At 64.0% G+C, this 20,312-nt stretch carries 20 protein-coding genes; 14 read left to right on the forward strand and 6 right to left on the reverse strand.

The window, feature by feature from the left end; translation table 11 throughout:
- Positions 1-105 precede the first annotated feature (105 nt).
- Positions 106-1,221: an alanine dehydrogenase gene (ald, locus tag ACFQX9_RS02390; RefSeq protein ID WP_018458604.1), complete on the forward strand. Its 1,116-nt coding sequence runs from the start codon at positions 106-108 to the stop codon at positions 1,219-1,221.
- 9 nt (positions 1,222-1,230) lie between these two features.
- Here the strand turns inward: ald and ACFQX9_RS02395 are convergent, their stop codons facing one another.
- The gene (locus ACFQX9_RS02395) at positions 1,231-1,866 is read right to left on the reverse strand and encodes a 2-hydroxychromene-2-carboxylate isomerase (protein WP_018458605.1); all 636 of its coding nucleotides are present in this window, start codon (positions 1,864-1,866) and stop codon (positions 1,231-1,233) included.
- A 201-nt stretch (positions 1,867-2,067) separates the two neighbouring features.
- Here ACFQX9_RS02395 and ACFQX9_RS02400 point away from each other — a divergent pair, with 201 nt between their 5' ends.
- Positions 2,068-2,286, forward strand: a complete 219-nt coding sequence (locus ACFQX9_RS02400; RefSeq protein ID WP_007593267.1) for a hypothetical protein — start codon at positions 2,068-2,070, stop codon at positions 2,284-2,286.
- A 149-nt stretch (positions 2,287-2,435) separates the two neighbouring features.
- A complete protein-coding gene (locus ACFQX9_RS02405) occupies positions 2,436-3,494 on the forward strand; it encodes a YeiH family protein (protein ID WP_085352331.1) in 1,059 nt (352 codons plus the stop codon).
- 74 nt (positions 3,495-3,568) lie between these two features.
- Here ACFQX9_RS02405 and ACFQX9_RS02410 read toward each other — a convergent pair whose 3' ends face one another.
- From ACFQX9_RS02410 to ACFQX9_RS02430, 5 genes are all read right to left on the reverse strand, one after another.
- Positions 3,569-4,441 carry an ABC transporter ATP-binding protein gene (locus ACFQX9_RS02410; protein WP_026233618.1) on the reverse strand — a complete coding sequence of 291 codons (873 nt, stop codon included), beginning with the start codon at positions 4,439-4,441 and terminating at the stop codon, positions 3,569-3,571.
- Positions 4,438-5,346, reverse strand: a complete 909-nt coding sequence (locus ACFQX9_RS02415; RefSeq protein WP_026233619.1) for an ABC transporter permease — start codon at positions 5,344-5,346, stop codon at positions 4,438-4,440. The genes ACFQX9_RS02410 and ACFQX9_RS02415 overlap by 4 nt, the downstream gene beginning before the upstream one ends.
- A complete protein-coding gene (locus ACFQX9_RS02420; RefSeq protein WP_018458609.1) occupies positions 5,343-6,764 on the reverse strand; it encodes an ABC transporter substrate-binding protein in 1,422 nt (473 codons plus the stop codon). The genes ACFQX9_RS02415 and ACFQX9_RS02420 overlap by 4 nt, the downstream gene beginning before the upstream one ends.
- A 181-nt stretch (positions 6,765-6,945) precedes the next feature.
- A complete protein-coding gene (locus ACFQX9_RS02425; RefSeq protein WP_018458610.1) occupies positions 6,946-7,725 on the reverse strand; it encodes a Crp/Fnr family transcriptional regulator in 780 nt (259 codons plus the stop codon).
- A gap of 192 nt (positions 7,726-7,917) precedes the next feature.
- Positions 7,918-8,214 (reverse strand): gamma-butyrobetaine hydroxylase-like domain-containing protein, encoded by a 297-nt coding sequence (locus tag ACFQX9_RS02430; RefSeq protein ID WP_377786397.1) that lies wholly within the window; start codon positions 8,212-8,214, stop codon positions 7,918-7,920.
- A gap of 209 nt (positions 8,215-8,423) precedes the next feature.
- Between ACFQX9_RS02430 and ACFQX9_RS02435 the strand changes: the two genes are divergently transcribed.
- The 11 genes from ACFQX9_RS02435 to ACFQX9_RS02485 all read left to right on the forward strand — a co-directional run bounded on the left by ACFQX9_RS02435 (position 8,424) and on the right by ACFQX9_RS02485 (position 20,310).
- The gene (locus ACFQX9_RS02435; protein WP_085352335.1) at positions 8,424-9,197 is read left to right on the forward strand and encodes a ferredoxin--NADP reductase; all 774 of its coding nucleotides are present in this window, start codon (positions 8,424-8,426) and stop codon (positions 9,195-9,197) included.
- Positions 9,198-9,301: 104 nt separating this feature from the next.
- Positions 9,302-11,044 (forward strand): fumarate reductase/succinate dehydrogenase flavoprotein subunit, encoded by a 1,743-nt coding sequence (locus ACFQX9_RS02440; protein WP_026233620.1) that lies wholly within the window; start codon positions 9,302-9,304, stop codon positions 11,042-11,044.
- Between the two features lie 28 nt (positions 11,045-11,072).
- Positions 11,073-11,306 carry a ferredoxin family protein gene (locus ACFQX9_RS02445; RefSeq protein WP_007593252.1) on the forward strand — a complete coding sequence of 78 codons (234 nt, stop codon included), beginning with the start codon at positions 11,073-11,075 and terminating at the stop codon, positions 11,304-11,306.
- A 2-nt stretch (positions 11,307-11,308) separates the two neighbouring features.
- A complete protein-coding gene (locus ACFQX9_RS02450) occupies positions 11,309-12,286 on the forward strand; it encodes a HEAT repeat domain-containing protein (RefSeq protein ID WP_085352336.1) in 978 nt (325 codons plus the stop codon).
- A 111-nt stretch (positions 12,287-12,397) separates the two neighbouring features.
- A complete protein-coding gene (locus ACFQX9_RS02455) occupies positions 12,398-13,570 on the forward strand; it encodes a fumarylacetoacetate hydrolase family protein (RefSeq protein WP_085352443.1) in 1,173 nt (390 codons plus the stop codon).
- A 445-nt stretch (positions 13,571-14,015) separates the two neighbouring features.
- Positions 14,016-14,981, forward strand: coding sequence for a galactofuranose ABC transporter, galactofuranose-binding protein YtfQ (ytfQ, locus tag ACFQX9_RS02460; protein WP_018458617.1), 966 nt, complete (start codon positions 14,016-14,018; stop codon positions 14,979-14,981).
- Positions 14,982-15,100: 119 nt separating this feature from the next.
- Positions 15,101-16,645, forward strand: a complete 1,545-nt coding sequence (locus ACFQX9_RS02465) for a sugar ABC transporter ATP-binding protein (RefSeq protein ID WP_377786402.1) — start codon at positions 15,101-15,103, stop codon at positions 16,643-16,645.
- Positions 16,642-17,634, forward strand: a complete 993-nt coding sequence (locus ACFQX9_RS02470; protein WP_204510742.1) for an ABC transporter permease — start codon at positions 16,642-16,644, stop codon at positions 17,632-17,634. Before ACFQX9_RS02465 ends, ACFQX9_RS02470 begins: the two co-directional genes overlap by 4 nt.
- Positions 17,631-18,611 carry a galactofuranose ABC transporter, permease protein YjfF gene (gene yjfF / locus ACFQX9_RS02475; protein WP_247393855.1) on the forward strand — a complete coding sequence of 327 codons (981 nt, stop codon included), beginning with the start codon at positions 17,631-17,633 and terminating at the stop codon, positions 18,609-18,611. The genes ACFQX9_RS02470 and yjfF overlap by 4 nt, the downstream gene beginning before the upstream one ends.
- Positions 18,608-19,387 (forward strand): FadR/GntR family transcriptional regulator, encoded by a 780-nt coding sequence (locus tag ACFQX9_RS02480; RefSeq protein WP_377786404.1) that lies wholly within the window; start codon positions 18,608-18,610, stop codon positions 19,385-19,387. The genes yjfF and ACFQX9_RS02480 overlap by 4 nt, the downstream gene beginning before the upstream one ends.
- Positions 19,384-20,310, forward strand: coding sequence for a Gfo/Idh/MocA family protein (locus ACFQX9_RS02485; protein ID WP_377786406.1), 927 nt, complete (start codon positions 19,384-19,386; stop codon positions 20,308-20,310). The genes ACFQX9_RS02480 and ACFQX9_RS02485 overlap by 4 nt, the downstream gene beginning before the upstream one ends.
- Positions 20,311-20,312: the final 2 nt, after the last annotated feature.

Here is a 20,312-nt window from a genome sequence, read left to right on the forward strand (position 1 = left end):
GCGCGCCGGAAACCGGCGCAGGGAGGCCAAAGCTAGCGGATATTTGCACGAAACCAAACAGGGCACGTCGCTACGATCATGAGGTGAATCACAAGGAGGCCCGGGATGCGCGTCGGTGTGCCCAAGGAAATCAAAGTGCAGGAATATCGCGTCGGGCTCACCCCGGGTGCGGTCCGCGAATATGTCGCCGCGGGGCACGAGGTGACGGTCGAGACCGGTGCGGGCGGCGGCATCGGCGCCTCCGACGAAGACTACCGGCGGGCAGGGGCCACCATTGCCGAGAGCGCGCGCGACATCTTCGCGAAGTCCGACATGATCGTGAAGGTGAAGGAGCCGCAGACAAGCGAGTGGCCCCAGCTCCGCGAAGGCCAGATCCTGTTTACTTACCTTCATCTTGCGCCGGATCCCGAACAGGCCAGGGGTTTGCTCGCCTCCGGCTGTACTGCGATCGCCTATGAAACCGTCACCGACGCGGCCGGTCACCTCCCCCTGCTTGCGCCGATGAGCGAAGTGGCCGGCCGCCTCGCTATCGAGGCCGCCGGCGCCGCGCTCAAGCGCTCCGCTGGCGGTCGCGGGCTGCTGCTGGGCGGTGTCCCTGGCGTGCAGCCGGCGCGGGTCGTCGTGCTCGGCGGCGGCGTGGTGGGAACGCAAGCCGCGCGCATGGCCGCGGGCCTTGGCGCCGAAGTCACCGTGATCGACCGCTCCATTCCAAGGTTGCGGGAGCTTGATGATCTCTTTGTCGGACGCGTGCGCACCCGCTTCTCCACCATCGAGTCGGTCGAGGAGGAGGTGTTCGCCGCCGACGTCGTGATCGGCGCGGTACTGGTGCCGGGCGCGAGTGCGCCCAAGCTCGTCACGCGTGCGATGCTGACATCGATGCGCCCAGGCGCCGTGCTGGTCGACGTCGCGATCGATCAGGGCGGCTGCTTCGAGACCTCGCACCCGACCACGCATGCCGATCCGACCTATCTTGTCGACGGCATCGTGCATTATTGCGTGGCCAATATGCCCGGCGCGGTGCCGGTGACGTCGAGCCAGGCGCTGAACAACGCGACGCTGCCGTTCGGCTTGATGCTCGCGAACAAGGGTTTTGCTGCGATCTTGGAAAATCCACACCTGCGCAACGGGCTGAATGTGCATCGCGGCCGTATCACCAACAAGGCGGTGGCGGAGAGCCTCGGGCTGGAGTTTGCTCCGGTGGAGAGCGGGCTAGCGGCGTAGCGTTGCTGCTCATGCCGGCTTGCGATGGCGGCTGCCGAGAGCTGCCTCGATCGTCCCGGGCTTCTCGATGCGTTCGATCAACATGTCGATGCGGTCGCCGCCCCAAAACAGCTCGCCGTTGAACACCATGGTCGGCACGCCGAACACGCCGAGCACTTCGGCCTCGTCGATGATGCGGTCATGCTCGGCGCGTGCGGGGCCATGGACGTAGGCTTCGAACTCGCTGGCCGAGCCACCGCAGGACGTGATGACGTCCGTGATTGCGGCGAGATCGTCGATCTCGAGCTCATGCCTCCAGAACCGACGAAACACCGTGTCGTGATACGGACGGAAGAAGCGGTGCTGTTGGGCGAACAGCATGCCGACGCTGGAATAGAACGCGTCGTAGATCCGCCTAGGCCCTTTCATGACGAGCCCTTGCGCATTGGCATAGCGCCGGGCGTCCATATAGGCGTAGCGCACCTTGCGCCAGAAATGCGGCGTGCGCTCTTCCACGGTCCCCATGAATTCGGCAACGCGCAGCGTATAGGGCAGCCATTCGAGCTCGACGCCGTGCGTCTCCTGCAGTTCGAATAGGCGCTTGTTGGCCACGAACGCGTAGGAGCTCTTGTAGTCGGTGTAGACGCGCACGCGGGGGTTTGGCATTGGCAGATTCCTTTCATACGCGCGGCGCTACCTGCTCGCCGTGGCGCCGGTGCTCAAATAGGCCGGAAGAAGAAAACTATTGCCCCGGGTCCGTCCGGCGGAAGGAGTTTCCTCTTCGGGAGGCAAAAAAGCCAATCGCTTCCATTGCTGTTTGGGGCCGAAACGACGACATTTCCATCAGAAATTGATGGATTGACTGCTATGGAACGCACCAGGTTTGAGCCTTTCGGCGAGCAATTGGTGTCCGCAACGGACACCCAGCCGCGCTCGCGCGGGTCAAAGCTGCTGCTGCGGGTCGGCACCGGGCTGTTCTGGTCGCTGGTCGCCGGTATCGTGCTGGCGCGCGCGGCCTTCTTCGAGCCCGGCGTCTATGACGGCTTCAGCCGCGTCGCCTCGCTGGCCAAGAGCCTGATCTTCTAAGGCGCGCCTGATCTTCCAACGGGCGCCTGATCTTCCGAGCCAGATTATTCCGGATTGAGGATAGAACTTCGCTCGGCCCTGATATGTCGAAAACTTATTCCCCAATCGGATGGCGCTGCGTATAAATCCTTCTCCTTGGGGAGAGATTTGTGTCGCAGAATCAAGCATCCAGCCCGGCCGACGCCAAGCGGACCACGGCCATCAGCCGCATCGTCGCGCTGATTCCCGGGATCCTCCTCTGCATCGCCGTGGCCGGCGTTTCGGCCCTGCTCGAACGGGCGGAATTGGGCATCTTCGAACATCCCTATGTCGAGGCGCTGGTGATGGCGATCTTGCTCGGCATGGCTGTGCGCAGCTTTTGGAAGCCCGCGCCGCGCTGGCAGTCCGGCATCGCCTTCAGCGCCAAGCAGCTGCTCGAAGTCGCCGTCATGCTGCTGGGGGCCTCGATCAGCTTCGCTGCTATCGCGGCGTCCGGCGTCGCGCTGTTGGCCTCGATCGCGGCCGTCGTTGTGGTCGCGCTCTGCGTTTCCTTCGGCATCAGCCGGCTGCTTGGTCTCTCGACGCGGCTCTCGATCCTGATCGCCTGCGGAAACTCGATCTGCGGCAATTCGGCGATTGCGGCGGTGGCGCCGATCATCGGCGCCAACAATGACGAGATCGCATCCTCCATCTCCTTCACCGCGATCCTCGGCGTGATGATGGTGCTCGGCCTGCCGCTGCTGATTCCGCTGCTGCAGCTATCGGCTACGCAATACGGCATCCTTGCAGGCCTCACTGTCTATGCCGTGCCGCAGGTGCTGGCTGCGACGGTGCCGGCGGGACTCGTCTCGACGCAGATCGGCACGCTCGTCAAGCTGATGCGCGTGCTGATGCTCGGGCCGGTGGTCGTCGGCCTCTCGCTGACGGCGTCGCGCTGGCACAGCGATGCCAAGAAGACCAATGTCGGCTTCTTCCGCCTGGTCCCGTGGTTCATCCTCGGCTTCCTTGCGCTGGCGACCTTGCGCTCGCTCGAGATCGTGCCGTCCACGGTGATTGCCCCGATCACGCGGATCACGGGTTTTCTCACGGTGGTATCGATGGCCGCGCTTGGCCTCGGCGTCGATGTGAAGGTGCTTGCCAATGTCGGGGGACGGGTGACGGCGGCCGTGACCTTGTCGCTACTGCTGCTGCTCGGCATTAGCATCGCGCTGGTGCACTGGTTCAAGTAAGGCAAGCTGCTGCGCATACTCCACTTCCTTCTCCCACAAGGGGAGAAGGAAGTCAGCGCGCAAGTCGAAGATCCCTAAATCACATCCGCGAGCGAATGCCCGTGCAGCTCGATGTTCAGCCCCTGCATGCCCATGTCGTTGAGCTCGCCGCCCATCGCCTTGATGCTCTCCTCGCGGATCAGCGACATCAGTCCGCGGCGCAATGCCAGGAATTCCGACGACATCATCATCGACTGCTGCCGCGGCCGCTCCAGCGGGATCGGAATCTCCGCCTTGATCGAGCCGGGGCGTGCGGTCATGCAGTAGACACGGTCGGACAGGAAGATCGCCTCGTCGATGTCGTGGGTGACGAATAGCACCGAGATCTTCAGCCGCTGCCACATGTTGGTGAGGATCTGCTGCATGATGACCCGGGTCTGCGCGTCGAGCGCGCCGAAGGGTTCGTCGAGCAGCAACACTTTGGGTCCCGTCGCGAGCGCGCGGACGATGCCAACGCGCTGCTTCATGCCACCTGAGAGTTTCTCGGGGTAATGCTTTTCGAAGGCTTCGAGGCCCGCGAGTCCCAGCAGCGTGCGGGCGGCGCGCTCGCGCTGCGAGCGCGGCATGCCGCGCATCTTCAGGCCGAACTCGACGTTCTCCCGCACGGTCTTCCAGGGAAACAGCGAATATTGCTGAAACACCATGCCGCGCTCCGCGCTGGGGCCGTTCACCTTCTCGCCGTCGACGGTGACGATGCCCGTGGTCGGCTTGAGGAAGCCGGCAACCGCGTTGAGCAGCGTCGACTTTCCGCAGCCGGAGGGCCCGACGATCGAGACGAACTCGCCAGGCTTCACATGAATCTGCGTATCGGCGACGGCTTCGACCGGCCCCTCGATGCTGTCGTAGCTGAGGGAGAAGTTCTTGACCTCGATATGGCCCTGCGGTGCCTTGACAACGATCTCACTCATCTTGACCTCCACGGCATCACCAATTGTCCGGCGCCTCGGATCAACATGCTCGATCCGAGGCCAAGCACGCCGATCGCGATCATGCCGAGCGCGATGTCGGCATACTGGACCAGCGAATAGGCCTCCCAGGTGAAATAGCCGATGCCGTACTGTCCGGAGATCATCTCGGCAGCGATCAGCGACACCCAGGCCACGCCCATGCCGACGGTGAGGCCGGTGAAGATGTGCGGGAGCGAGGCCGGAAAATACACATCGCGGAAGATCGAGCGCTCCCGCGCGCCGAGACATTGCGCGGCACGCACCAGCACGGGATCGACCAGCGACATGCCGTGCAGCGTGTTGACCAGGATCGGGAAGAACGATCCGAGGAACGTGATGTAGACGATGCTCTGCTCGTTGGTCGGCCACAGCATGATCGCCATCGGCACCCAGGCGATCGCCGGGATCGGCCGCAGCACCTCCGCCACGGGAAAGATGATCTCGTGGACGGGCTTGAAGCGGCCCATGATCAGGCCGAGCGGCACCGCGACGATCGCCGCGAGCGAGAAACCGAAGAAGATGCGGCGGCAGCTCAAGAGGACGTGCAGCAGGAATTTTGGATCGTGGATCGCCTTGGTGAAGCTCGCATAGACCGCGAGCGGCGAGGGCACGTTGGTGAAGCGCACGAAAAACACGACGCGATAGGTTGTCAGCAGATGCCAGACCAGCAGGAAGGCGAGCAGCGAGATGATGCCGATCGCGGTCGCGCGCAGCCCGCCCCGGTTGAGCCGGTACCAGCGCAGTGCGAGCGTGCCGAAGGAGGGTGGAGACGCGGGTGGCGTGGAGGCGGGCATGGCGCTTGCCTCCGCGATTGCACTTGCCGGCATGCTGTCCTCGGAATGTCTGAGGAGGGCGGGACTGCTCACGTCTTGCCCCCGCCGACCGCCGCCTTCACCGCGTCGTCGAAGCCGAGCACCTTGCCGCTGATCTTGGCGGCATAGGCTTCGGCGTCCTTCTTCAGCAGGAACGGCGCAACCTCACCATTGCCGACCGCGAAGAAAGCCTGGTCTGCGAACAGCTTGATGCCGCGGGTGGTATCGAAGACGTAGGCGACGTTGATCTTCCTGCCCTTGGCCTTGTAGTCGGCATAGGCGCCGAGCGTGCAGCTGGCTGACGAGAAGGGCACGATGCCTGAATCGTCGACCCAGACCTCGCCGGCCTTGCGCGGATCGGCGATCGGCTTCTTGCAGAAGGAATCGTCGCCGGAGATCTCGTAATTCTTGGTGCTCGCAAGCTGCGCGTCGTAGTCGAGCTTCATCTCGGAATAAGCTTTACGGATGTAGCTGTCGTCGACCCATTTCTTCGGCTCGAACTCCTTCATCCGGCCGAGGTTCTGCAGCACCTTGACGTCAGCCGCGGCGGCGTCGATCAGCGCCGGCTTGATCGAGGGATCGGTGGTCATGTTGCCGCTGGGGCCGAGGAAGATGTAGACGACCTCCTTGCTGATGCCGGTCCATTCCTGGATCTTCTCGGCGGCGAGCTTGGGATCGTCCCGCAGCCATTGATTGGCGGCGATCACCGCCTTGAAGTAGGCGACGACGACTTCCGGGTATTTCTCGGCGAAATCGGTTCGCACGACGATGCCGTGGAAAGTCGGGAGATTGGTCTCGACGCCGTCAAAGATCTTTCGCGCGAAACCGCGGAACGGCAGCAACTCGGCGAACGGAACGAAGTCGGCATGCGCGTCGATCTTCTTCTCCTGGAGATTGGTCGAGCCGACCTCCGGGCTTTGGCTGACCAGCTGGAAGAAATCAGATGCATAGCCGCGGTCCTGCATCGCCTTCAACACCATGCCGTGCGCGGCAGAGCCGAACGGCACGCTCACGAGCTTGCCCTTGAGATCGGCGAGATCGTAGTAGGGCGAATCCTTGTGAACGACGATGCCGTTGCCGGAGCCCGACAGGCTGTAGGCGGCGATACCGATCAGCCGGCTCTTGCTCTCGGGATTGCTGTCGAAAGTGAAGCCGTTCACGATCAGCGGATAGTCGCCCATCATGCCGATCTGCAGCTTGTTGGCCATCATCGCGTTGGTGACGGGCGGGCCGGAGGTGAAGTTCTGCCACTCCAGCTCGAACTTGATGTTGGCGTATTTGCCGTCCTTCGGCAGATATTTTTCGAGGAGATGGAGCTGGCGGATGACGACGCCGGCGGTCACCGTGTTGGTCGTGGTGTCCTGCGTTCCGATGCCCAGCGTGACGGTTTCCGCCGCGGCCGGCTGCGCGAGGAGAAGCGCCAGCGACGTCACCGACATCGCGATCGAGAGCGTGGGAAGATGGCGGACCATTCTCATCCTCATTCGGTTGGATGTGCTGTGGTTGCCATGATTGGGTGAGGGCGTGGGCAGGGCAAATCCGGAATGAGCGCCACAGTCGATTAGTTGCCGGGAAAAGTTGATTGCATACTCCTTGGGCAGTCCTGCACTATTAAGCCGCTTGCATGGGCACCGGCCCTGGTCGCAAGCTCGGTCAGTCGGCCGCCTGCCCTCGCATTTCTTCCAGCACGTCGGACCGGCAGACCACGATCTGCGAGCGCTTGGTCAGCACGATTCCCTTTTCCTGCATGCGCTTCAGGCTGATCGTGACCCATTGCCTGGTGGCACCGACCATGTGGGCGATATCGGCATGGGTGAAGGCGGCCGCGATCACCCGGCCGTCGGCGTCATCGACGCCATAGAGGTCGACGAGATGCAGCAACAGATGCGCAAGGCGCTGTGTGATCGAGCGCGTTCCCAACATCTGGGCCAGCGCCGAATAGCACTTGCCCTTGAAGGTCAGGCCTTCGATCAGGCCGATCGCGAGGTTCGGGATCTCGACCGCAAGGGATCGTAGCTCCTTTCCGGGCAGATGCACCACGCTGCAATTGCTGGATGCAACGCCGGACCATTGATGCACGGTGCCTTCGAACACTTCCGGCCCGCCGACGAAATTGCCGACATGCCAATAGGCCAGCGTGATCTCGCGGCCGAGCGGAGAGGTGTAGAACACCCGGATCCGGCCGCTCTCGATCAGCCAGATACCGTCATGCTTGCCACCCTGGCTGAACAGCGTCTGGCCACGGTTGAGCACTTTTCGGCGGCCCTGCTTCAGCACCAGCTCCCGCTCGCGCTGGCTGAGCTTGTCCATCAAGGGCGGCGGTCCGCCGATCCATTGCTGGTTCTCGGTGAGCAGCAGCGAGGAACCGCCGGTAGGCCGGACCGTTGCGGGAACCGTCCCGCGAACCACATTGGCCGCCGCCTGCAACATCATCTGCCTCCGGAACGTTCAAACCGTTCTAAAGAGGAGCAATGTCCGTGCCAGATTCACTCCGCTGTCATCGCCCGGCTTGACCGGGCGATCCAGTATTCCAGAGATGTCAATGGGCTATCGAGAAGCCGCGGCGTACTGGATTCCCACCTTCGCGGGGAATGACAGCGAAGCTTGGAAGACGACCTGTGGCGTCTACCACCCCACCAGGCTCAGCAAATACGGCTTCGGGTAAATCCCCCGATTGTGCCCATCCGAAAACGAGATGTTCAGCCCGTAACCGAGATCGCCGATCTCGGTGATCGCGATGCCTGGAAACCGCTCGGGAAAGCGGCCGTCGAAGCGGGCGCGGGTGCAGTGGGCGCATTTGCAGGAGAGGCGGAGCGTTTCCGCCGCCAAGTCCAGCGTGTCGTCCTGAGCGGTGCGGACGCGGAGCGTCGCGAGGTCGGCGCTTGCTTCGTAATCTGCCACGGTCGGTCCCACCAAGGTCATGACGTGTCTCCGACCCTTCTCTACCTTGCCGCAGCACTGCCGCGATAGCAACTAATTGCCAGGCGCAGGGTGCGCGGCGCTGATCGTCGCTGCCTGCTGTTCGATCATCGCCCACGAAATGTGAAACTAATCGACCGGCAATTTCAGTTCGGCGTTGCCGGATTCCTGTCTCTCCGAAACCTTGTGCGCAATCGAGATCAGGAGAGACAATGAGCGCATTTCAGAAGGAAACGGTTTTGTCGGTCAGGCACTGGACCGACAGCCTGTTCAGCTTCACCGCGACGCGCGATCCGGGCTTCCGCTTCCAGAACGGCCAGTTCGCGATGATCGGGCTGGAAGTCGAGGGCAAGCCGTTGCTGCGAGCTTACAGCATGGCGAGCGCCAATCACGAGGAGGCGCTCGAGTTCTTCTCGATCAAGGTGCAGGACGGTCCGCTGACCTCGCGCCTCCAGAAAATCAGGGAAGGCGACGTCATCCTGGTCGGCCGCAAGGCCACGGGCACGCTGATCACCGGCAATCTCATTCCCGGCAAACGCCTGTTGCTGCTCTCGACCGGAACGGGACTCGCGCCGTTCGCCAGCCTGATCAAGGACCCCGACGTCTACGAGAATTACGAGACCATCGTGCTCGCCCATGGCTGCCGCCAGGTCTCCGAACTCTCCTATGGTGAGCACCTCGTCGAAGGCCTGCGTAGTCACGAGTTCTTTGGACCGCTGATCGGCGACAAGCTCGTCTACTATCCCACAGTCACCCGCGAGCCGTTCAGGAACCGCGGACGCATCACCGACCTGATCGCGTCGAACCAGCTCTTCGAAGACATCGGTCTGTCAGGCCTCGATATCGAGACCGACCGCATCATGCTGTGCGGCAGCCCGGCGATGCTGGAGGAACTTCCCGCGATGCTCTCTGGGCGCGGGTTTGTCGAGGGCAATCACAGCAGGCCCGGCCATTTCGTGATCGAAAAGGCCTTTGTCGAGCGCTGAGGCGCAAATCGCAGCCCCGCGACAACTAATTGCTATCGCCGGGACGCCTGCTGAACAAATCTGATGCAAAGGCGCCGGACCTGCTGGCGAACCAGGAGCAAGCGATGTCACTAGATCAGATCGTCGACGGACTTTCGGAGGTTTCCTGCGACGTGCTCGTCATCGGCGGCGGCACGGCGGGCCCGATGGCGGCGTTAAAGGCGAAGCTGAAGAATCCGAAGGCCAATGTCGTGCTGCTCGAGAAGGCCAACGTCAAGCGCTCCGGAGCGATCTCGATGGGCATGGACGGCTTGAACAACGCCGTCATTCCCGGCTACGCGACGCCGGAGCAGTACACCAAGGAAATCACCATCGCCAATGACGGTATCGTCGATCAGAAGGCGGTCTACAAATACGCGCAGAACTGCTACTCGATCATCGAGGAGCTCGACAGTTTCGGCATCCGCTTCCTGAAGAACGAGAACGGCGACTACGCTGTCAAGAAGGTGCATCATATCGGCACCTACGTACTGCCGATGCCGAACGGCGAGACCGTGAAGAAGGCGCTGTATCGCCAGCTCCGCCGCGCCCGCATCCTGATCTCCAACCGCTACATGGCGACGCGGCTGCTCAAATCCGCCGACGGCCGCATTGCCGGCGCGATAAGCGTCAATACCCGCACCGCCGAGATGCTGGTGATCAAGGCCAAGGCCGTCATCCTGTGCATGGGCGCCGCCGGCCGTCTCGGCCTGCCGACCTCGGGCTACATGTTCGGCACCTACGAGAACGCGGCCAATTCCGGCGACGGCTATTCCATGGCCTATCACGCCGGTGCAGCACTGGCGAACCTCGAATGCTATCAGATCAATCCGCTAATCAAGGACTATAACGGCCCGGCCTGCGCCTACGTCGCCGGTCCCTTCGGCGCCTTCACCGCCAACAACGAGGGATCGCGCTTCATCGAATGCGATTACTGGTCCGGCCAGATGATGCTGGAGTTCTACAACGAGCTGTTGTCCGGGAAGGGCCCGGTGTTTCTCCAGCTCAAGCATCTTCACCCCGACACCATCTCGGAGATCGAATCGACGCTGCACAAGGTCGAACGTCCCACGCGCGGCCTGTTCCAGCAGGGGCGCGGGGTCGACTACCGCAGCGAGTCGATCGAGATGCACATCTCCGAGATCGGCTTCTGCTCCGGTCACAGCGCGTCGGGCGTGTTCGTCGACGACAACGCGCGCACCACCGTCCCGGGCCTCTATGCCGCCGGCGACATGGCGAGCGTGCCGCACAACTACATGCTCGGGGCCTTCACCAACGGTTCGGTCGCCGGCGTCGACGCGATGGAGTTTGCGGACAATCACGACTTCGCGGAATTCGACGCGGCTGAGGTCGCCCGCGAACGTGACCGCGTCATGGCGCCGACCAAACGCGAGGACGGTATTCCGCCGAACCAGATCGAGTACAAGACGCGGCGTCTCGTCAATGACTATCTCCAGCCGCCGAAAGTCACGCGCAAATACGAGCTCGGCATGCGCCGGCTCGCTGAAGCGAGGGAAGACATGCAGGAGCGCATGATCGCGCGCAATGCGCACGAACTGCTCCGCGCGCTCGAAGTCCAGTCGATCATGGATTGCGCGGACATGGCTGTGCATGCCTCGCTCTACCGCGAAGAAAGCCGTTGGGGCCTCTATCACTGGCGGACGGATTTCCCGGAGAAGGACAACGAAAACTGGTTCTGCCACACGCTGCTGAGTAAGCAGGACGGCAAGATGACCAGCGAGAAGCGTGCCGTGGAGCCCTATATCGTACCGATCGCCGACGATGAGAAGGATCTCTACGACAAGCAGCGCATCCGCGCGACAGCCTGACCCGCCGCACAAATACAGGAGACATACGATGCCTCTCGCTTCCTATCAGACATCGGTTCCGGTGGTCGTCGATGACGCCAAATGCATCGCGGACAAGGGCTGCACGGTGTGCGTCGATGTCTGTCCGCTCGACGTACTGCGTATCAGCGATATGACCAACAAGGCCTACATGGCCTATGACGAATGCTGGTACTGCATGCCCTGCGAGGCGGATTGCCCGACCGGCGCCGTCACCGTCAACATTCCTTATCTCCTGAGGTAGCCATGTCGAGCCCGTTCGAATCCTACGACGATCTCGAAGACGCCGACGAGCGGCTCCAGGCTGCCGATCCAGGGGAGCGCCGCGTCGCGATCATCGCGCTCGGCCATTCCGGCGATCCCGCCGCCGTCGGCCATCTCGCCAAAATGGTCGCCGATCCTGATGCCGGCGTCCGCCAGCAGGTCGCGATGGCGCTCGGCGAGTTCGACGGGCCGGAGGCCGCGGCTGCGCTGGTGAAGCTGCTCGTCGATCCTGAACGAATCGTTGCGTCCGCCGCGGCCGACAGCATGGCGGAGTTCAAGGATCCGGCTTGCGCCGAGATCATCCTGCCGCTGGTCAAGCATGCCCACGCCTTCGTCCGCATGGGCGCGTTGCGTGCGCTGAAGGAGCTGCGCTGCAAGGACACACTGAAACCGGCGCTGGAAGCGCTCCAGGATTCCGATGCCGCCGTGCGGGTGCAGGCGATCGGCGTGATCGGGTTCCTCAAGCTGGAGGAATCAATTCCGGCGCTGACCGCGCTGATCAACGATCCCGACGCGCATGTGCGCCGTGCCGCCGTCAGCGCGCTCGCCTTCTCGCAGATGAAGCCCGCGGCCGAGATGATCACGCGCGCGTTGAAGGATTCGGACTGGATGGTGCGGGAGATGGCCGCGGAAACGCTGGGCCTCAACGTCAACGGATCGATTGCCGCCGACCAGCTCATCGCTTCGCTCAGTGACGAGTTCTGGCAGGTGCGGCTGAAGGCAATCCGCAGCCTTGGCCGGATGAAGATCGAGCGCGCGGTGCGCCCGATCGGCAACTGCGTGAACCATGAGCAGGCCAATCTGCGGAAAGAGGCGGCGGCTGCGCTTGGCGAGATCGCCCACCACGACGGCGAAGCGTTCCTTGCCGTCATCGCCGACGATCCCGATCCCGAGGTGCGCAAGAACGCGCGCTGGGCGCTTCAGCAGATTGCGGCCCGAAAAGCGCGGGCGGGGGCATAGAAGCGCGGCGGGCTGCCGCGCTGGACTTCCCGTCCCAGACGTTTATTGGTCTTCGCCAATGTGATAGGCCTCCGCGAGCGAGGCCGATCCGAAAAGAGCGAGGATACGCCCATGACGACATTGACGGTAAAGGACCTTCTTCCCGAGGACGGCACGCGGGGAACGCTCGTCGGCCGCGTCTGGCTGCCGCAGGCGAATGGCCCGGCCGTGGTCGCCGTGCGCGGCGATGGTGTGTTCGACGTCACCGCAAAATTCCCGACCGTCAGCGCACTCTGCGAGGAAGACAATCCGGCGAAGGCGCTTGCCGCGACCAAGGGCGAGCGCATCGGCGATCTCGAGGCCATCGTCGCCAACACGCCTCCCGATCAGCGCGATCCGAAAAAGCCGTGGTTGCTTGCGCCCGTCGATCTCCAGACGCTGAAGGCGGCCGGCGTCACCTTTGCCATCTCGATGCTGGAGCGCGTGATCGAGGAGCGGGCAAAGGGCAGTCCGGCCTCGGCCGAAGCGATCCGGAAGGAAGTGACCCGGCTGATCGGCGACGATCTGTCGAAGCTCAAGCCGGGCTCGGACAAGGCGATGCACCTGAAGCAGGTGCTGATCGACCAGAACGCCTGGAGCCAATATCTCGAGGTCGGCATTGGCCCCGATGCCGAGGTCTTCACCAAGGCGCCGACCTTGTCGTCGGTCGGCACCGGCATGGATGCGGGGCTGCATCCGAAGTCGACCTGGAACAACCCCGAGCCGGAGCTGGTGCTGTTCGTCTCGAGCCGCGGCACGATCGTCGGTGGCGCCCTCGGCAACGACGTCAATCTGCGCGACTTCGAGGGCCGTTCGGCACTGCTGTTGTCGAAGGCCAAAGACAACAACGCCTCGTGCTCCATCGGCCCGCTGCTGCGCCTGTTCGACGACAGCTTTACCCTCGACGACGCCCGCAAGCTCGACATCAGCCTGAACGTCAAGGGGCAGGACGGTTTCGTCCTCGACGGCCATTCCTCGATCAGCATGATCAGCCGCGATCCGACCGATCTGGTCGAGCAGACCATCGGCAAGGTGCACCAATATCCCGATGGCTTCGTGCTGTTCCTCGGGACCATGTTCGCGCCGGTTAAGGATCGCGACGCGCCGGGACAGGGGTTCACCCACAAACGCGACGACATCGTCACGATCTCGGCGCCCCAGCTCGGCAAACTCGTCAACCGCATGCGGGCCAGCGACGAATGCGAGCCCTGGACGTTCGGCATCGGCGCGCTGATGAAGAATCTCGCGCAGCGCAAGCTGATCTAGCTCACTGCACGCCGGATGTGGGGGACTCTCCACGAGTCGCTTTGCCTCGATCGACGCAGAAACTCTCTCCCCACCGTCATTGCGAGCGCAGCGAAGCAATCCAGAATCCCTCCCCGGAAAGACTCAGGATTGCTTCGCTGCGCTCGCGGTGATGGGGGGAGGGGTTGCGGGTTCGCCTTTCACCATCCTCCTAGACAGTGTCTTCGCCCCAACTGCCGCATCATTTCGTTCATCTCCGCGTTGCATCCGTGGAATAAAATCGCGCTGCGCGTGACATAGAAGTCGCTCATCCGCTCGCGCGCGCTTTCCCCCTCAATAGTCAAATAATATGACTAGTCGGAACCAAACTTCCGTGAAATAGTCCCTCCCGCCACCTCAAAGGTCGGCCTGTGGGTGCGATGCTACCAATCGGCGCCCCCGGATAACATTTTGGGAGACACGCCTGATGATCGTCAAAGCCCTCTTTGCGGCCAGCGCGACGGCCGCGTTGCTGCTCGCGCTGCCGGCGAATGCCGCCGAGCTCACCATTGGCTTCTCGCAGATCGGATCGGAATCCGGCTGGCGCGCGGCCGAGACCTCGGTCTCCAAGCAGGAGGCCACCAAGCGCAAGGTCAATCTCAAGATCGCCGACGCGCAGCAGAAGCAGGAGAACCAGATCAAGGCGATCCGCTCCTTCATCGCGCAGAATGTCGATGCGATCTTCCTCGCGCCCGTCGTCTCAACCGGCTGGGACTCGGTGCTGAAGGAAGCCAAGGAGGCCAAGATCCCGGTCGTGCTGCTCGACCGCGACATCGATCCCTCCGGCAAGGAGCTCTATCTCACCGCCGTGACCTCCGACAGCGTTCACGAAGGCGAGGTCGCGGGTGACTGGCTGGCGAAGACCGTCGGCGCCAAGGCCTGCAACATCGTCGAATTGCAGGGCACGGTCGGCGCGAGCGTCGCCGCCAACCGCAAGAAGGGGTTTGACACCGCTATCGCCAAGCATGCGAACCTGAAAGTGGTGCGCAGCCAGACCGGCGACTTCACCCGCGCCAAGGGCAAGGAAGTGATGGAAAGCTTCATCAAGGCCGAAGGTGGCGGCAAGTCGATCTGCGCGGTCTATGCGCACAACGACGACATGATGGTCGGCGCGATCCAGGCGATGAAGGAAGCCGGGCTCAAGCCGGGCAAGGAGATTCTCACCGTCTCGATCGATGCAGTCCCCGACATCTTCAAGGCGATGGTCGCCGGCGAAGCCAATGCCACGGTCGAGCTGACGCCGAACATGGCAGGCCCCGCTCTCGATGCCATCGCGGCCTTCAAGGACAAGGGTACCGTTCCGCCGAAATGGATCCAGACGGAATCCAAGCTCTACACCGCCACCGATGATCCGCAGAAGATCTACGACAGCAAGAAGGGCCTCGGTTACTGAGGCGAGAGTGTCGCCGGACGGCCGTGCTTCGGCAGTCCGGCGATCCCGCTCGAAACCGCTGCGCGAACGAACAGGCTCCGTGTCCGCATTGTCAGCGGGCGCCCTTGGGAGTGAATGTCATGGAGAACAGCCAGGATTCCGCTGCTTCCCTGCTGGAGGTGCGTGGGATCAGCAAGAGCTTTGGCGCCGTGCGTGCGTTGCAGGAGGTCGACTTCACGCTTCGCGCCGGCGAGATCCATGCGCTGCTTGGTGAGAACGGCGCGGGCAAGTCCACGCTGATCAAGGTCGTCACGGGCGTATTTCCGCGCGATGCCGGCATCGTCAGACTGGGCGGCGAAGAGGTCGCGCCGCGCTCGGCCAAGGCGGCGGTTCAGGCCGGCATTGCGACGGTCTACCAGGAAGTCAATTTGCTGCCGAATCTCTCGGTGGCGCAGAACCTGTTCCTGGACCGGCAGCCGACGCGCTTCGGCGTCGTGCGCGAGGGCGAGATGCGACGGCGCGCGAAGTCGCTGCTCGCGGATTTCGGTCTCGACATCGACGTATCAGCGCCGCTTGGCAATTACTCGGTGGCGATCCAGCATGTCACCGCGATCGCGCGCGCCGTCGATCTCTCCGCGCGCGTGCTGATCCTGGACGAGCCGACCGCGAGCCTCGACCGCCATGAGGTCGAGATCCTCTTTCGCATCATGCGTCAGCTTGCCAAGCGCGGCATTGGCATCGTCTTCGTCAGCCATTTCCTCGACCAGGTCTACGAGATCTCCGATCGAATCACCGTTTTGCGAAATGGTCGCCTTGTCGGCGAGCGCGAGACCGCGTCGCTGTCGCGGCTCGAGCTGATCCGGATGATGCTCGGCCGCGAACTGGCCGAGACCACCAGCGCGCGGACCGCGACGCGCGAGCATCAGGCCCGCGAAGTCTGCGCGAGCTTCGAGAACTATGGCAAATCAGGCTATGTCGCGCCGTTCAATCTCGAGCTGCGCCATGGCGAGGTCGTCGGTCTCGCCGGCCTGCTCGGCTCGGGCCGGACCGAGACGGCGCGGCTGGTGTTCGGCGCCGAGCGCGCCGATCGCGGACAGGCGAGGGTGGAAGGCGCGCCTGTCCGGCTTCAGTCGCCGCGCGACGGGGTGCGTCACGGCTTTGGCTATTGCCCTGAGGAGCGCAAGACCGACGGCATCGTCGCCGAGCTCACCGTCCGCGAGAACATCGTGCTCGCGCTCCAGGCCAAGCGCGGTTTGCATCGGCCGCTGTCGCGACGCGAGCAGGACGAGATCGCAAGCCGTTACGTCAAGATGCTCGACATCCGTCCGCCCGATCCGGAGCGTCCCGTCTGCCTGCTCTCCGGCGGCAATCAGCAGAAGGTCCTGTTGGCACGGTGGCTTGCGACTTCGCCGCGGCTGCTCGTGCTGGACGAGCCGACCCGCGGCATCGATGTCGGTGCGCATGCCGAGATCATCCGCCTGATACGCGAGCTCTGCGACGACGGGCTCGCGCTGCTCGTGATCTCCTCCGAGCTCGACGAGATCGTGACCTATTCGGACCGGGTCGTGGTGCTGCGCGACCGCGCGCATGTCGAAGAGCTCGCCGGCGAGGCGATCGATGTCGGCAACATTCTCGCGGCCATTGCGGCCGACGGCGCCGCGACAGCGCATGAGGGCTGGGCATGACCGCGCTGTTGCCGCGCCGCGGCCTTGCCCAGATCCTCGCGTTGATCGTCATCCTGGCGGTCGATCGCGTGGTGTCGCCGCAATTCTTCGATCTGCGCCTCCAGGACGGCCGGCTGTTCGGCAGCCTGATCGACGTGCTCAACCGCGGCACGCCGGTGGCGCTGCTCTCGCTCGGCATGGTCCTGGTGATCGCGACGCGCGGCATCGATCTGTCAGTTGGCGCTGTGATGGCGATCTCGGGCGCGATCGCGGCGAGCCTCGCCGACAACCACAGTCTGGTCGTGGTGCTGGCGGCTGCGCTCGGCACCGGCCTGATCTGCGGGTTGTGGAACGGATTTCTCGTCGCGGTGCTCGGCATGCAGCCGATCGTGGCGACCTTGATCCTGATGGTGGCGGGGCGCGGCATCGCCCAGCTCATTACCGAAGGCCGCATCGTGACCTTCTCCTCGCCCGATCTGGTCTGGCTCGGCAATGGCTCTATCCTCGGCCTGCCGGTGCCGGTCGCGATTGCGCTGGGCATGCTGATCCTCACCGGCGCGGTGGTGCGCGGCTCGGCACTCGGATTGCTGATCGAGGCCACTGGCGGCAATGCGCGGGCAAGCGAGCTCGCCGGCGTCGGCACGCGCGCGATGATTTTGGCGGTCTATGTCTGGTGCGGCGTTTGCGCAGCGCTTGCCGGCGTCATCGCGGCGGCCGACATTATGGGCGCGGATGCCAACAATGCCGGCCTCTGGCTCGAGCTTGATGCCATCCTCGCAGTGGTGATCGGCGGCACCTCCCTGTTCGGCGGCCGCTTCAGTCTCGTGCTGGCCGTACTCGGCGCGCTGATCATCCAGACCATGAACACGGGCATTCTGCTGTCGGGCTATCCGCCGGAGTTCAATTTGCTGGTCAAGGCGGTGGTGGTGCTCGCCGTGCTGCTGCTGCAATCGCCGAAGCTGTCCGGCTTTGCCGGCGCCGTGGCGCGGCTGCGGAGGACCAAGGCATGAAAGGCCTGCCGCCCGTCCTCATCACGGCGATCGTGCTCGTCGCCGGATTCGCGCTCTGCGCGATGCAGTTTCCCAACATCGCCTCCACCCGCGTGGTCGGCAATCTCCTCACCGACAACGCCTTCCTCGGCATCGTCGCGACCGGCATGACCTTCGTCATCATTTCCGGCGGCATCGATCTCTCGGTCGGCTCGGTGATCGGCTTCACCACGGTGTTCGTCGCGCTGGCGATCGAGCGCTGGGGAATGCCGCCCCTGGTCGCCTTCGTCGCCATTCTCGCGCTCTCGGCCGCCTTCGGAGCGGCGATGGGCGCGGTGATCCACGTCTTCGATTTGCCGCCTTTCATCGTGACGCTCGCCGGCATGTTCTTGGCCCGGGGTGCCAGCTTCCTGCTCTCGACGGAATCGGTGCCGATCACAGCACCGGTCTATTCCACCGTGTCGGACTTCGCACTGCGACTACCCGGCGGCGGGCGGCTGACGGCGGTCGCGATCATCATGCTTGCGATCGTGATCGGCGGCGCATTGCTGCTGCAGCTCACCCGGTTCGGCGCCAATGTCTATGCGCTCGGCGGCAGCCGGGCGACCGCTAGCCTGATGGGCGTCGCCGTTGGCAAGATGACGGTGAAGATCTACATGCTGTCGAGCCTGCTCGCCGGCATCGCCGGCATCGTCTTCTCCTTTTACACCAGCGCCGGCTATTCGCTGTCCGCCGTCGGCGTCGAGCTTGACAGCATCGCGGCCGTCGTGATCGGCGGCACGCTGCTCACGGGCGGTCAGGGCTCGGTGATCGGCACCTTCCTCGGCGTGCTGATCCAGGGCATGATTCAGACCTACATCAATTTCGACGGGACACTGTCGAGCTGGTGGACCAAGATCGCGACCGGCGTGCTGCTGTTCGCCTTCATCGCCTTGCAACAAGGATTGGTCGCGCTCGCGCGCCGGCCTGTGGCAAAGCGCGCGGGAGCAGTCTCATGACCACCTCGCGCATCCTCGTCATCCCGACGCGCCGGGCGCACTCCAATCACGCGGAGGTGGCCCGTTCGATCGGCGTTGACATCATTGCCGGCCGCTACGCGGAGGGAACGCGCCTGCCTGGCGATGCCGAAATGATTGCGATGTTCGGGGTGTCGCGGCCGGTATTGCGGGAGAGCGTGAAGACGCTGGTCGCCAAGGGTCTGCTCACCACCAAGGCCCGCGTCGGCACTGTCGTGCGCGAACGCGTCGCCTGGAACATGTTCGACGCCGACGTGCTGGCCTGGCACCTGGACGCCGGGATCGACAAGCGTTTCCTCAACGACCTCGCCGAGATCCGCCTTGCGGTCGAGCCGCGCGCGGCGATGCTGGCGGCGGCGCAGCGGTCGGAGCAGGATCTGTCCGAGCTCCGGCGCTGCATGGAGCGGATGCGACTTGAAGCCTCCGACTCCGTTGGCTTCGCCGATGCCGACCTCGCGCTCCACGTCGCCGTCGCGCGCGCCTCCGGAAATCTGTTCATGCGCTCGATCGGGCACGTCATCGAGGCTGCGTTGCGCGCCTCATTCCTGCTCAGCGCACCGGTCGAACCAGAGGACCGCGAGACCGTTCTGCTCTGGCATCAGAAGATCGTCGATGCCATCGCGGCCGGTGATGCCACGACCGCGGCGGAGGCGATGGTCTACGTCATTCACAACGGCATGCGCCGCCACGAGGGTACAGTGATCGAGACTGTACCGGCCGAAGCGCTGCCGTCCGCGGAAGCTGGAGAAAGATCGTGACTGAACTTCGCATCGCCATCGTCGGCTTCGGCAAGATCGCGCGGGACCAGCATGTCGGCGCCATCGCAGCGGTTCCCGGCGCGACGCTGGCGGCCGTCGCCAGCCGCAATGCCTCGTTGCCGGATCTGCCGCATTTCGCGACCATCGAAGAGCTGCTGGAAAAAGGTCCGCCGATCGACGCGGTGTCGCTCTGCACGCCGCCTCAAGTGCGCCGCGCCCAGGCGATCGCAGCGCTGAGGGCCGGCAAGCACGTCATGCTGGAGAAGCCGCCCGGCGCGGGCGTTGCCGAGCTCGATCCGCTGATCGCGATGGCGAGGGAGGCCAAGCGAACGCTGTTTGCGACCTGGCATTCGCGCCACGCGCCGGCCGTCGAGCCGGCGCGTGAGTGGCTCGCCGCGCGCCGCGTCCGTTCCGTGCACATCAACTGGAAAGAGGACGTCCGCGTCTGGCATCCCGGGCAGGCATGGATCTGGGAGCCGGGCGGGCTCGGGGTGTTCGATCCCGGCATCAATGCGCTGTCGATCCTGACCAGGATCCTGCCGAAGCCCGTGTTCGTCACCGCGGCCGAGCTCGCCTTCCCCGCCAATTGCCAGGCGCCGATCGCCGCGAAGCTGACGCTGACCGACATCGACGGCCTACCTGTGACCGCCGAGTTCGACTTCCGCCAGACCGGGCCGCAGAGCTGGGATATCCTCGTCGAAACCGACCAGGGCCGGATGACGCTATCACGCGGCGGCCGGATCATGGCGATCGACGGCAAGACCGTTGCCGAGGCGCCCGATGAGGAATATCGGGAGCTTTACCGGCACTTCGTCGCGCTCGCCGCGACAGGCGCGAGCGACGTCGATTTGGCGCCGCTTCGTCTCGTCGCGGACGCCTTCCTGCTCGGCAGGCGCACGATCGTCGAACCGTTTGTGGATTGATC

Origin of the sequence: Bradyrhizobium sp. GCM10028915 (assembly GCF_042666195.1) — a bacterium.
In the GTDB taxonomy this organism is placed as follows: domain Bacteria; phylum Pseudomonadota; class Alphaproteobacteria; order Rhizobiales; family Xanthobacteraceae; genus Bradyrhizobium; species Bradyrhizobium canariense_D.

Bases quoted from the DNA above. Each gene is read 5' to 3' on its own strand.
- ACFQX9_RS02395 (WP_018458605.1), bottom strand. From the start codon at position 1,866: ATGCCAAACCCCCGCGTGCGCGTCTACACCGACTACAAGAGCTCCTAC.
- ytfQ (WP_018458617.1), top strand. From the start codon at position 14,016: ATGATCGTCAAAGCCCTCTTTGCGGCCAGCGCGACGGCCGCGTTGCTG.
- ACFQX9_RS02465 (WP_377786402.1), top strand. From the start codon at position 15,101: ATGGAGAACAGCCAGGATTCCGCTGCTTCCCTGCTGGAGGTGCGTGGG.
- ACFQX9_RS02470 (WP_204510742.1), top strand. From the start codon at position 16,642: ATGACCGCGCTGTTGCCGCGCCGCGGCCTTGCCCAGATCCTCGCGTTG.
- ACFQX9_RS02440 (WP_026233620.1), top strand. From the start codon at position 9,302: ATGTCACTAGATCAGATCGTCGACGGACTTTCGGAGGTTTCCTGCGAC.
- ACFQX9_RS02455 (WP_085352443.1), top strand. From the start codon at position 12,398: ATGACGACATTGACGGTAAAGGACCTTCTTCCCGAGGACGGCACGCGG.
- ACFQX9_RS02410 (WP_026233618.1), bottom strand. From the start codon at position 4,441: ATGAGTGAGATCGTTGTCAAGGCACCGCAGGGCCATATCGAGGTCAAG.
- yjfF (WP_247393855.1), top strand. From the start codon at position 17,631: ATGAAAGGCCTGCCGCCCGTCCTCATCACGGCGATCGTGCTCGTCGCC.
- ACFQX9_RS02430 (WP_377786397.1), bottom strand. From the start codon at position 8,214: ATGACCTTGGTGGGACCGACCGTGGCAGATTACGAAGCAAGCGCCGAC.
- ACFQX9_RS02445 (WP_007593252.1), top strand. From the start codon at position 11,073: ATGCCTCTCGCTTCCTATCAGACATCGGTTCCGGTGGTCGTCGATGAC.
- ACFQX9_RS02435 (WP_085352335.1), top strand. From the start codon at position 8,424: ATGAGCGCATTTCAGAAGGAAACGGTTTTGTCGGTCAGGCACTGGACC.
- ACFQX9_RS02450 (WP_085352336.1), top strand. From the start codon at position 11,309: ATGTCGAGCCCGTTCGAATCCTACGACGATCTCGAAGACGCCGACGAG.
- ACFQX9_RS02400 (WP_007593267.1), top strand. From the start codon at position 2,068: ATGGAACGCACCAGGTTTGAGCCTTTCGGCGAGCAATTGGTGTCCGCA.
- ACFQX9_RS02425 (WP_018458610.1), bottom strand. From the start codon at position 7,725: ATGATGTTGCAGGCGGCGGCCAATGTGGTTCGCGGGACGGTTCCCGCA.
- ACFQX9_RS02420 (WP_018458609.1), bottom strand. From the start codon at position 6,764: ATGGTCCGCCATCTTCCCACGCTCTCGATCGCGATGTCGGTGACGTCG.
- ACFQX9_RS02480 (WP_377786404.1), top strand. From the start codon at position 18,608: ATGACCACCTCGCGCATCCTCGTCATCCCGACGCGCCGGGCGCACTCC.
- ald (WP_018458604.1), top strand. From the start codon at position 106: ATGCGCGTCGGTGTGCCCAAGGAAATCAAAGTGCAGGAATATCGCGTC.